10 protein-coding genes are annotated in these 11,844 nt (G+C 67.0%); 7 read left to right on the forward strand and 3 right to left on the reverse strand.

What is annotated here, in order from left to right; genetic code table 11:
* Positions 1-114 precede the first annotated feature (114 nt).
* Positions 115-951, forward strand: coding sequence for a BtpA/SgcQ family protein (locus FPZ61_RS13305; RefSeq protein WP_185467068.1), 837 nt, complete (start codon positions 115-117; stop codon positions 949-951).
* Positions 948-1,868, forward strand: a complete 921-nt coding sequence (locus tag FPZ61_RS13310) for a vitamin K epoxide reductase family protein (protein WP_185467069.1) — start codon at positions 948-950, stop codon at positions 1,866-1,868. The genes FPZ61_RS13305 and FPZ61_RS13310 overlap by 4 nt, the downstream gene beginning before the upstream one ends.
* A gap of 39 nt (positions 1,869-1,907) precedes the next feature.
* On the opposite strand, the gene nadB is transcribed toward FPZ61_RS13310, so the two are convergent.
* From nadB to FPZ61_RS13325, 3 genes are all read right to left on the reverse strand, one after another.
* Positions 1,908-3,596: an L-aspartate oxidase gene (nadB, locus tag FPZ61_RS13315; RefSeq protein WP_185467070.1), complete on the reverse strand. Its 1,689-nt coding sequence runs from the start codon at positions 3,594-3,596 to the stop codon at positions 1,908-1,910.
* A 60-nt stretch (positions 3,597-3,656) separates the two neighbouring features.
* The gene (psbU, locus tag FPZ61_RS13320) at positions 3,657-4,034 is read right to left on the reverse strand and encodes a photosystem II complex extrinsic protein PsbU (RefSeq protein WP_185467071.1); all 378 of its coding nucleotides are present in this window, start codon (positions 4,032-4,034) and stop codon (positions 3,657-3,659) included.
* Positions 4,035-4,210: 176 nt separating this feature from the next.
* Positions 4,211-4,849 carry a DUF3120 domain-containing protein gene (locus FPZ61_RS13325; RefSeq protein WP_185467083.1) on the reverse strand — a complete coding sequence of 213 codons (639 nt, stop codon included), beginning with the start codon at positions 4,847-4,849 and terminating at the stop codon, positions 4,211-4,213.
* Between the two features lie 221 nt (positions 4,850-5,070).
* Here FPZ61_RS13325 and FPZ61_RS13330 point away from each other — a divergent pair, with 221 nt between their 5' ends.
* The 5 genes from FPZ61_RS13330 to FPZ61_RS13350 all read left to right on the forward strand — a co-directional run bounded on the left by FPZ61_RS13330 (position 5,071) and on the right by FPZ61_RS13350 (position 11,428).
* Positions 5,071-5,943: an undecaprenyl-diphosphate phosphatase gene (locus tag FPZ61_RS13330; RefSeq protein ID WP_185467072.1), complete on the forward strand. Its 873-nt coding sequence runs from the start codon at positions 5,071-5,073 to the stop codon at positions 5,941-5,943.
* 46 nt (positions 5,944-5,989) lie between these two features.
* Entirely contained in the window at positions 5,990-7,381 is a 1,392-nt protein-coding gene (locus tag FPZ61_RS13335) for a TIGR03279 family radical SAM protein (protein WP_185467073.1), read from the forward strand.
* A gap of 65 nt (positions 7,382-7,446) precedes the next feature.
* Positions 7,447-9,144: a TolC family protein gene (locus FPZ61_RS13340; protein WP_185467074.1), complete on the forward strand. Its 1,698-nt coding sequence runs from the start codon at positions 7,447-7,449 to the stop codon at positions 9,142-9,144.
* A 71-nt stretch (positions 9,145-9,215) separates the two neighbouring features.
* Positions 9,216-10,625: a BCD family MFS transporter gene (locus tag FPZ61_RS13345; RefSeq protein WP_185467075.1), complete on the forward strand. Its 1,410-nt coding sequence runs from the start codon at positions 9,216-9,218 to the stop codon at positions 10,623-10,625.
* Positions 10,622-11,428, forward strand: coding sequence for an inositol monophosphatase family protein (locus FPZ61_RS13350; RefSeq protein WP_185467076.1), 807 nt, complete (start codon positions 10,622-10,624; stop codon positions 11,426-11,428). Before FPZ61_RS13345 ends, FPZ61_RS13350 begins: the two co-directional genes overlap by 4 nt.
* The last annotated feature ends 416 nt before the right edge of the window (positions 11,429-11,844 follow it).

Here is an 11,844-nt window from a genome sequence, read left to right on the forward strand (position 1 = left end):
GGGTTGCGATGGTCGAAAACCGTGACCGTGGGTTGAACCCTTCAGGCCGATCCATCACCCTATGGGATGTTCGGGTGCTATGGCCTGGCCTTCCACCATCGTGCCGCCCCTGCCATGCACACCCCCGGCGCCCGCTGGCGCGAGCTGTTCCCCCAGCCCTGCGCTCTGATCGGTGTCGTTCACCTGGGCCCCCTGCCCGGTTCGCCCAGCTGGTCTGGGGATCTGGGGGCTGTGGAGGCAGCGGCCCTTGCCGATGTCGAGGCCTACGTCGCCGGTGGCGCCGATGGCCTGATCGTCGAGAACTTCGGGGATGTGCCCTTCTGGCGGGGATCGGTGCCTCCCGAAACGGTGGCGGCCATGACCCGGATGGCCCTGGCGGTCGTGCGGGCCACGGCGCTTCCGGTGGGCATCAATGTGCTGCGCAACGACGCCCTGGCTGCCCTGGCGATCGCCCAGGCCAGTGGCGCCCGTTTCCTGAGGGTGAATGTTCTCAGTGGTGCCGCGGTCACCGATCAGGGGCTGATCGAGGGGGTGGCTGCCGAGCTGCTGCGCCGGCGACGGCTGCTGGGGGCTGACTCGGTGCGGATCCTGGCCGATGTGCTGGTCAAGCACGGCGCCCCTCTGGCTCCACTGTCGATGGCCGAGGCGGTGAGCGATGTGCTCGAGCGGGGCGGGGCCGATGGGGTGATCGTCTCGGGCACGGGCACCGGCAGGCCCACGGATCCCGCCGATGTCGAGCAGGCCAGGGCGGCCGCGGCCGGCGCTCCGGTGTTGATCGGCAGCGGGGCCACTCCTTTGTCGCTGCAAAGGCTCACAGCCGGCTGTGATGGTGTGATCGTCGGCACGGCCCTCAAGCGCCATGGTCAGATCGCCCAGCCCGTCGACCCGGAGCGGGTGCGAAACCTGCAACGGATGCTGCCACAATCGGCCCAGCTTCAGCCCCTGCCGTGACCACCACCCGATTGAGCAGTCGTCTGAGCAGCCGTCGACGTTCCGACCCCGGTTTGCGCTGGGTTCGGGTGGTGATGGCTGTTCTGGCCACGATCGGTGCGATCGACACCGGCGCGATCACCCTCAAGCGCTGGGGGCTGATCGGTCCACTCAGCTGCCCCGGAGGCGCTGAAGGCTGTGACAAGGTGCTCAACAGCGTCTGGGGCAGTCTGTTCGGCCAGCCGCTCTCGCTGTTTGGCTTCCTCGCCTACACCACGGTGCTGGTGCTGGCCGTGCTGCCACTGGTTCTCAAGGGCGAGGCCCGCACGGCCATCGCGGAGCGCAGCTGGTGGGGGCTGTTCCTGCTCAGCGGCGGAATGGCGGTGTTCAGCCTGCTCCTGATGGGGCTGCTGGTGTTCAAGATCAAGGCCTTCTGTTTCTTCTGTGTGCTCTCGGCTGTGCTCAGCCTGAGCCTGTTCGTGCTCAGCCTGATCGGAGGCCAGTGGGACGACCGCGGCCAGCTGGTCTTCCGCGGCGTGCTGGTGGCCTTGCTGGTAGGTCTGGTGGGGCTCGGCTGGGCCGCCTCCGTCGATCGTCCTGCCGCCCTGAACACTCCCGGCATGCCCCCCCCCGTCACCTCCGTCAGCACCCCGTCCACCCTGGCCCTTGCTGAGCACCTCACCCAGTCCGGTGCGGTGATGTACAGCGCCTACTGGTGCCCCCACTGCCATGAGCAGAAGGAACTCTTCGGCAAGGAGGCCTCGGCGAATCTGAAGGTGATCGAGTGTGCCGCCGATGGGGTGAACAACCAGAAAGCGCTCTGCGACCGCAAGAACCTGGAGGGTTTCCCCACATGGGACATCAATGGCAAGCTCGATTCCGGGGTCAAATCCCTGGCCAGCCTGGCCGAGCTGAGCGGGTTCAAGGGCAAGCTCTGAGGCCAGGAGCTTGCGCCGTGGCCGGGGAGAAATCTGCCCTCAGCCTGAGCCTCCCTCGCGCAGCGGGCTGGTGTGGGTCGCCTCCCCTCGCCGCTGCAGCGAGTGCCGCCGCCAGAAGGGCTGCGGGGCTGGCCTGTCGGTGCGGTAGTGGCCACCGCGGCTCTCGCGCCGGAACAAAGCCGCCTCCACCAGCAGATCCGCCAGGGTGAGCAGCTGGCGCAGGTCGTGCAGGGGGCGCAGGAGTCCTCCGCCTCCCGACCCCAGGCTGAGTTGATCCCCCGGCTCGAGCTGCTCCAGCGCCTGGATCCAGGCCTGCCCTTCCAGCTCCTGCCGCTGGTGACGGATCACCTGCTGGGCCTCATGCAGCTCCCGCTCCCGGCGTTCGACCCCCGCCACCCGCCAGCAGAGCTGGCGCAGCTGCTCGCACTGCGCCAGCGGCCCGCTCCCCGGGGGGTGGTTCTGAACAAGAGGCTGCAGCTCTCCAGCGGTGTTGGTCGACCTGGGAGATCTGCGGGTGGGGGTTTCCTGCGCTGGGATGGACATCTGCCGCAGTTGTCCGGCGAAGACGAGGCATTCCATCAATGAATTGCTGGCCAGGCGATTGGCGCCATGCACGCCCGTGCAGGCCACTTCACCCACGGCGTACAGACCTGGAACGGTGGTGGCGGCCCTGAGGTCGGTGCTCACACCCCCCATCCAGTAATGGGCGGCCGGCGCCACCGGGATCGGAGCAGCGCTGGGCTCCAGACCCAGCTCGCGGCAGCGGCGCAGGATGGTTGGAAACTGATGGTTCAGCCGCTCCTGTCCCACCGGGCGGAGGTCGAGCCAGAGGTGGTCCACGCCCTGGGCCTGCATCGTTCGTACCAGGGCTCGGCTGACCTGGTCGCGTGGGGCGAGATCCCCGTTGGCCAGGCTGAGCACCGGACTGCGGCCATGGGCGTCGATCAGGCGGGCCCCTTCCCCCCGCACCGCTTCCGAGATCAGGAAGTGGGGGGCCCCCGGCAGCATCAGGGCCGTGGGGTGGAACTGGACGAATTCCAGGTCGCGGATGGCAGCTCCGGCTCTCCAGGCCATGGCCACCCCATCGCCGGTGGCCTGGGAGGGATTGGTGGTTTTCTCGAACAGGTGGCCACCGCCGCCGCTGGCCAGCACCACGGCTCCGGCGCGCAACCAGCGCACCTGGTCGTTCTCCAGCACCTGGAGGCCGAGGCAACGCCCCCGCTCGACCCAGATCTGAAGCGCCATCAGCCCCTTGCGCTGCTCAAGGCCCGGGCGACGCAACACCTCCCGCTCCAGCGCATCGACCAGAGCCCCTCCGGTGCGGTCCTGGGCGTGGAGGACCCGCCGATGGCTGTGGGCCGCCTCCAGGGTGGTGCTCAGTCCGCTGCCGTCACGGTCGAAGGCCATGCCCAGCCCCAGCAACCGTTCAACGCAGGCCGGAGCCTGCTGAACGAGCAGAGCGACGGCGTCGGGGTCGCAGAGTCCTGCTCCCGCCCGCAGGGTGTCGTCCCGATGGCTTTCCAGACTGTCTTCCGCCCGGGTCACCGCAGCGATGCCCCCCTGAGCCCAGCGGCTGGCTGTGCGGGGTCCCCGCTCCTTGCTGAGCAGCAGCACCGACAGTTCGGCGGGCAGCTCCAGACAGGCCATCAGCCCGGCGGCCCCACCCCCGACCACCACCACATCCCAGCGCGAAGCCAGGGGTGGGTGTGGGCGGGGCGTCGAGGGCATGGGGCCACAAAAAAAGCCGCCGGAGACCGACGGCTTTCGGAGGTTCGAGACTTTAGGGGGTCAGCGGTAGACGCCTGGATTGATGCGGTCATCTCCCTCGTTCAGGGCGATCGAGGGTGGGGTCACTGTGAAGTTGTCTTTGTACTTGTCAAAGAGTTCCTTCTGCCGATCGGTCAGATCAAGGCCGAGTACGTCGTCGATCTCCTCGTAGGGACCACCGAGAACGATCTTGCCGGCCAGAGTGGGATACATCCCGGGAAACTGCTGGAAGCTGCGCACCGGGGAATTGTTCAGATCCACTTTCCCCTGGCGGGCCGCGATCTTCTCATCGGCCACATTGCGGAGTTCCTCCGCGTGGACAGCCGGAGGCAGGAGCAGGGACATCAGCAGGCCGGCCAGCAGCAAGCCGCTCATCATCCAGGCAACCAGCCGTTTCATTGCAGTTCTCCGAGGTGTGGATCCGTGAGGATCGCCGGTGGATGGAGGCCTTGACTCGGACGCGATCCGAGCAGGGTCAGGGGCAACGCTACAGGTGAGTCAGCCGATCATCCCCAACCGCGCCAAGGCTTTTGCAGTTCTTCAATTCCGGCTTTGCCGCTCCTGGCCAGGCCTGCTCAGACCAGTCCGCTGAGCTGGGGGCTGAACAGTGCGCAGATCAGGAACAGGCCATCCACCACCAGGGTGGTGAGCAGGGTGGCCGCGGCCAGGCGACCGCCAGGACCTACACGGCTGATGCGGCGAGCGAGCAGCGTCAGGCCCGTTGCCATGACCAGGATCAGAGCCAGGGGGGCTGGCCGAAGCACCTCAAGGGCGGCCTGGTGAAGCAGGGCCGGAGCCTCCAGCAGTGGAGCGCTCAACACCTGCGGCCAGAGCGTCATCACCCCGGTGAGGGCCATGGCCCCATCGGTGCAGGCGGTCCCCATCAGAGAAGCCAGGTAGAACAGGGCCGCGCTGCGCCAGCGGCCTTGCAGGCCGGCCAGGGCCAGTGGAAGGGCGAAGGCCTCGATCGGAAGATGCCAGGCCGGATGCAGACGGCACCAGCCCCAGAACAGACAGCCGGCCAACCAGCTGCCACTGAAGCCCACCAGCAGCGGGCCGAAACAACGCCAGCGCTCGTTGCCCCGCAGCTCCAGCAGCAGCCCGGAGGCCAGGAGCACGGCTGTGAACAGCACGGCGCTCGAGGGGTGCAGACGGACCCAGGGCGCTTGCAGAAAGACCGGAACCACCACCAGGGCTGAGGCCACCCGTTGCAACAAGGCCTCCGCAGCTCCTGCTCGAGGACCCTCCAGGGCCGAGCTCGACGGAGGCCAGGACAGCACAAGAGTCCCGGTGACCAGGGCAGCTGTGGAAGGTCTGGCGTGAGCCCCGATCACCAGGTTCTGTGAAGAAAGGTATGCAACCTTAAGGGACGCTGGTGGCGGAGCCGCCGGGCGGGCGGACATAGGGTCACAGATTCCGCCGCGCCACCACGCGCATGGGCCCTGCCCTGTCCACCCCGGTTCCAGGTTTTCTGGAGGCCTGCTGGCATGCCCTGGTGCTCGGCATCGTGCAGGGCCTCACTGAATTCCTGCCGATCAGCAGCACAGCGCATCTCAAGGTGGTGCCGGTGCTGCTCGGCTGGGGCGATCCGGGGGTGGCTGTCACGGCGGTGATCCAGCTGGGCAGCATCGCGGCGGTGCTCGTCTACTTCCGCCAAGACCTGGCGGAGGTGCTGGCGGGCGTCAGCCGCGCTTTCCGGCAGGGCCAGTGGGGCGATCCCTCCGCCCGGCTGGGGCTGGCCATGGCCATCGGCACCCTGCCGATCGTGCTGGCGGGCCTGGCGATCAAAACCCTCTGGCCGGACTACGAGCAGTCAGCCCTGCGCGGAATCGTCTCGATCGCCTTGGTCTCGATCGTGATGGCCCTGCTCCTGGCTGCGGCTGAGCGGGTGGGTCGCCGCCGCAGGGATCTGCCCCAGGTGCGCCCGATCGACGGCCTGCTGGTGGGGATCGCCCAGGCCCTGGCGGTGATCCCTGGCGTGTCGCGCTCCGGGAGCACCCTCACCGCTTCACTCTTCGACGGCTGGCAGCGGGCGGCGGCGGCACGGTTCTCCTTTCTGCTCGGGATTCCGGCGATCACCCTGGCCGGACTGGTGGAACTGAAGTCGGCCTTCACCGAAGGCGCCAGCCTGGGTCCGGTTCCCCTGCTGATCGGCATTGCCTCGGCCGCCCTGGTCTCCTGGCTGGCGATCGCCTGGCTGCTGCGCTTCCTGCAGACGCACAGCACCTGGATCTTCGTGATCTACCGGTTGGTGTTCGGCCTTGTGCTGCTGCTCTGGGTCTGGCGGATGGGTCCGGCCGCCACCTGAGGCCTGCTGCCGCCCACACTGAGGGTCACTGCTTCCAGTCTCTTCCGTGTGGAACGAACCCTCCGCAGGCCTGCCTCTGGCCCCTGTGGATTCAGCCCGCCCGCCCCAGCCCGCCGTGGTGGCCACGGTGGAGCCTGGATCCATCGGGGAGGAGCTGGGGTTCCAGCCTGGTGACCGGCTGATCAGCATCAACGGTAAACGGCCCCGCGATCTGATCGATCTTCAGGTGCTGGTGGGAGAGGAGGAACTGAGCCTGGAGGTGGAGGATCCCGATGGCACCCGCCACCACCTCGAGTTGGAGAAGGATCCCGATGACGGACTGGGGCTTGCCTTCACCGAGGCCCTCTTTGATGGGCTGCGCCAGTGCAACAACCACTGCGCCTTCTGTTTCATCGATCAGCAGCCCCCCGGGCGGCGCCAGAGCCTCTATGTCAAAGACGACGACTACCGCCTGAGCTTCCTTTACGGCTCCTACCTGACCCTCACCAACCTCACCCCCGCGGACTGGCAGCGGATCGAGCAGCAGCGGCTCTCCCCCCTGTTCGTCTCGGTTCATGCCACCGATCCCGAGCTGCGCCGGCGGCTGCTGGTGAACCCCCGTGCCGGCCTGTTGCTCGAGCAGCTGGGCTGGTTCGCCGAGCGCCGGCTGCAGATTCATGCCCAGGTGGTGGTCTGCCCGGGGGTGAATGACGGACCGGCTCTGGAGCGAACGCTTCTGGATCTGGCCCGCTTCGCCGCCGGCGACTGGCCGGCGGTCCTCTCCGCCGCCGTGGTGCCCGTGGGGCTGACCCGCTTTCGTCCCCCGGGGGATGGGCTGGTGCCGGTCGACCGCGCCTGCGCCCGGAGGGTGATCGCGCAGGTGGAGCCCCTGCAGGAGCGCTTCCATGCGGCCTTCAGCAGCCGTTTCGCCTGGCTCTCCGATGAGTGGTACCTGATGGCTGGTCAGCCTCTGCCGGAGCGCGAGAGCTATGAGGATCTGCCCCAGCAGGAGAATGGCGTCGGCAGCATTCGCGCTTTTCTCGAGGCTCTGGATGAGGCCACCAGCCGCCTGCCTCGCCGCCTTCCACGAGGGCCCCGAAGACTCAGCTGGGTCGTCGGGGCCCTCGTCGCCGAGGCTCTCCAGCCGGTGGTCGATCGCCTCAATGCCGTTGAAGGCCTGAGCCTGAGGCTGTATGGGCTGCCCAGTCCCTACTGGGGGCAGGAGCAGGTGGTCACCGGCCTGCTTACAGGCTCCGATCTGCTGACCGGTCTGGAGGGTCATGACCTGGGGGAGCAGCTGCTGCTCCCCTCGGTGATGCTGCGGCAAGGCGAGCCGGTCTTTCTCGACGACCTCAGCCTGGAGGATCTCCAGCAGCGGTTGCCCGCTTCGATTCGCCTGGTGGAGGGGGCGGATGATTTCGTGGCCGCCTGCCTCGGCAGGCCGTCCACGGATCTTTAAGCTCGTCACTATTCATGAGTTCCGGTGTGCGTCGCTCCTTCCTTGCTTCTGCAGCCCTCGCGGGGATGGTGCTCGTCCCCGGCCTTCAGGGGGTGAGCCGGGCCCAGGAGTCCGCACCAGCGCCTGCCCCGGCCGAGCCTGCTGAGATCCCTTCGGCGTCTTCGGTGCCGATTCCGCTGGCCCCGGAAGTCAAGGGAAACCGGCCCAAGTCGGATCCCACCGTTCTGCCACCGGCGGCCACGGAACTCGAGCCTGATCTGCAGCCCCTGGCTTCTCCACCCTCCCTGGCCCTGCCCATCAGGCCGGCCCAGGTGAAGATCCAGCAACTGCGCCCTCTGGGTCTGCAGGAGGTGGAGACCCTGGCCGAGACCAACAACCCCAACCTCAAGGCGGTGGCCTCACAGGTGGAACAGGCGAAATCCAATCTGCGGGCCCAGATTGCCTCCTGGTATCCCAACATCAACCTGTCCACCGGCAGCGCCTTCCCGGCCCTGACCAACAGCTATCGGTTTCGTTACAACGCCGATGCCACGGGCCCTTTCGCCACGCCCGAGTCGCGCACCAGGGGCCAGATCCTCGGGGCCAACATGAACATCGGGATCAACTGGGATCTGATCAACCCCCAGCGGGTCCCTCAGATCTCAGCGGCTCGTGATCAGTTCGAGCAGGCCCAGAACCAATACCTGATCGCCCTGCGCGATCTGCGCCTTCAGGCGGCCCAGCAGTACTTCAACCTTCAGTTTGCCGATGAAGGGGTGCGGATCGGTCAGGAATCCGTGCGCGCGTCACTGGTCAGCCTCAAGGATGCCAGGGCCCGTTTCCAGGCCGGGGTGTCCACCAAACTGGAGGTTCTCCAGGCGGAAACCCAGCTGGCCCGCGACCAGCAGTTGCTCACCAACTCCCTGGCCGAGCAGTCGGTGTCCCGTCGCGCTCTGGCCTCCCTGCTCGATCTTCCCCAGAACGTCACCCCCACCGCCAAGGAACCGGCGCGGGTGCTGGGCACCTGGATGCCTTCGCTGCAGGAGAGCATCGTGGCGGCCTATGCCTTCCGAGAGGAACTCGATCAGGTCATCCTGCAGATCTCGATTGCCAACAGCAATGCCAATGCGGCGATCGGCGCGGTGCAGCCCTTCCTGAGCATCGTCAACAACTTCGGCTGGGATCGCAGCAACGGGCAGACGGGTGTCCCGGTGGATCTGCCGATCAACATGGGCAGCTACACCTACGGGGTCGACAACACCGTGGGCCTCAACCTCAGCTGGAACCTCTTCGACGGCGGCCGGGCCGCCGCCCAGTACCGCCAGCAGAAGCAGGCGGCCGAACAGCAGCGCTTCAACTTCGCCGACCGTCGCGATCAGATTCGCCTGGAGGTGGAATCCAGCTTCTACCAGTTGCTTCAGAACAACCGCGACATCACCACCACCTCCCGGGCGGTGATCTCGTCGCGGGAAGCCCTGCGGCTGGCTCGGCTGCGCTTCCAGGCGGGGGTCACCACCCAGCGGGAGGTGGTCGACAGCCAGAGGGACCTCACCCAGGCGGAGGTCAGCTACGCCCGCGCCGTGACCGACTACAACCGACGGCTGGCTGAGCTGAGGCGCCGCACCGGGATGGATCAGGTGGCCTTCTGCCAGCCCCCCAGCCTCCCTTCCAGCAAGCCCCAGCTCGATCCCACCACCCAGATTCCGATCGAGCCCCAACCTCTCTCCCCGGCCTGTCAATCTGAGGTGCGTGCGCCTGATGGGGCCGCGCCCCTCTCCCCTTAGGCCACTCCAGCGAGCAGGTCGACCGGTTCGAAGGTCCGGATGGTGTCGTTGCCTGAATCATGCCCAGGACCATGGCCCTTCCCTCCTCCTCCCCCAGCCTCTCGATCGCCAGCACCGTGCGTTTGGGGCTGTTTCAGGGGAGCCTTGGTTTTCTGGCGGTGATCTTCGCCGGGATGCTCAATCGGGTGATGATCAGTGAACTGGGCTTTCCCGGTCTGCTGGTGGGTGGAGCCCTGGCCTTCGAGCAGTTCGTGGCGCCATCAAGGATTCTCTTCGGTCAGCTCTCGGATACCCGCCCCCTGGCGGGGCGCCATCGCACCCCCTACATCTGGCTGGGAGCCGCGCTGTTCTGCGGGCTGGCGGTCCTGGTGGTTCCGGTGATCTTCCGGCTCGCAGCCGCCAGGGAGCTGGGTGACGCAGGCTCCATCGCCCTGGGCACGGCCCTGATGTGCGCCCTGTTCGCCGCCTATGGCCTGGCGGTTTCGATGGCCACCACCCCATACCTGGCTCTGGTGATCGATCGCACCCAGGAGCGTGAGCGCCCCCGGGCCGTGGGGATCATCTGGTGCATGCTCACCGTGGGCATTGTCGTGGGAGCGCTGGTGATCTCCCGCAGCCTTCAGGTACTGGATGGCGTCAACGACCCGCAGGTGCTCGAAGCGGTGCTCTTCCGGTTCATGGTCAGGGCCGCCCTGGCGGTGATGGGCCTCACCCTGTTGGCAACCTGGGGCCTCGAACCTGCCGCACCGGCCGGGGCCAGGGCCGTCGGCGGATCCGCCAGCCCGGCGCGGGACGATGCGGTCACCCTGCCCCAGGCCTGGCGACTGATCACCTCCAGCCGCCAGGTGGCCGTTTTCTTCCTGTTCCTGGTGCTCTTCACCCTGGCCCTGTTCATCCAGGACCCGATCCTGGAGAGCTATGGCGCCGATGTGTTCGCCATGCCGATTGCCGCCACAGCCTCCCTGAATGCCTTCTGGGGGGTCGGCACACTGCTCGGACTGGTGCTGGCAGGCTGGTGGATCGTGCCCAGGCTGGGGAAGTACGCCACCGCCCGTCTCGGTTGCCAGCTGATCCTGGCCTCGATGCTGCTGCTGATTCTCTGCGGCCTGGTCGGCCAGGTCGCCCTCCTGCAGGCCGTGCTTCTGCTGTTCGGCCTGGCCTCCGGCATCGGCACCAACAGCACCTTGTGCCTGATGCTGGATCTCACCCTGCCGGAAGCGGCGGGCACCTTCGTGGGCGTCTGGGGCCTGGCGCAGGCCTTCTCCCGTGCCACGGCGAAACTGATGGGAGGAGGATTGCTTGATCTGGGTCGTGCCATCATCCCCGGCCAGGGCCCCTACCTCCCCTATGCCCTGGTGCTGGGAATGGCCGCCTTGATTGCCCTGGCAGCCCTGCGGGTGCTGGACGCTGTCAACGTCCACCGCTTCCGGGACGATACGTCCAGGCAGCTGACCCAGGTCCTGACCACCGAACTCGGATGACCGCCACCTTCACCGCCATTCCATCCGAGGCACTGAGGCTCACGGAGCTGGTGGATGCCGTTGCCGAGCGTCAGCGCCGCGATTTCGGACACATGGCCTCGGAGGCCAAAGCCGATGGGAGCCTGATCACGGCCTGTGATCGCTGGAGTGACGAGACGCTTGTGCGGGGTCTCGAGCGGCTCTATCCCGGCGAGGGGGTCCTCAGTGAGGAGGGGCGCAAGCTGGTGCCCTCCACCTCCGCCTACTGGGTGGTGGACCCGCTTGATGGCACCACCAACTTCGCCGCCGGGATTCCCTACTGGGCGATTTCTCTGGCCCGCTTCGAGGCTGGTGTCCCTGTGCTGGCTGTACTCGACGTTCCACCCTTGCGGCAGCGGATCGTCGCGGTGCGAGGGAAGGGGGCCTGGCGCAATGGCAAGCCTCTCAGGCCACCGGCGAACGAGGCCCAGGCGGCGGGTTGCGCCTCCCTCTGCAGTCGCTCGATCGGCGTGCTGCAGAAGCTGCCCGATCGGCGCTTCCCCGGCAAGATCCGCCTGCTGGGGGTGGCCAGCCTCAACTTGGTGAGTGTGGCCATGGGGCAGACCGTGATGGCCCTGGAGGCCACGCCCAAGATCTGGGATCTGGCCGCGGCCTGGCTGGTCTTGAGCGAATTGCACTGTCCCCTGCGCTGGCTGGTGCGCAGCCCCGAGCACCTCCATCCCGGAGAAGACCATGGCAGTACCGATTTCCCTGTGCTCGCCGCCAGCAACTCCAAGGCCCTGGAGCGGTTCATGCCCTGGGCTGAGGCTCTGCTGAGCGACTGACCGCTGAGCCGGGCGGAAGTGTGGTATGTTTTTGGACTGCGCGTGAGCCGGAAGGTGAGCGCTGCAGGGCTTGCAACAGAGGAGGAGGCGAGAGCCGACGGCCGGTGTTGTAAGTTTCCAAAGCGGATGGGAGACCACCCGCGAGCCACCCCGAGAGCCGAGAGGCTTTTGAGGAGGCGCACCTGGACAACTCAAAAGTTTAGGAACTGACGCTTTTGCTGCGTCGGATGCCGATGAGCTTGATGCGCGAGATGGGCTCCTGCAAGGGAGGCGTTAGCGGGTTGAGATGAGAGGTGTCAGACGAGATAGCAGCAAAGGTGTGAGGTCCCGTCAAAAGAAACAAGCATCAGGAGCTTGCCTGAGTTTTGAGCGGAGCACTTTCACGGGTGATCAGCTCAATGGATGTTCAGGTGAGT

Origin of the sequence: Synechococcus sp. BSA11S, from assembly GCF_014224355.1 — a bacterium.
GTDB lineage: Bacteria > Cyanobacteriota > Cyanobacteriia > PCC-6307 > Cyanobiaceae > Regnicoccus_A.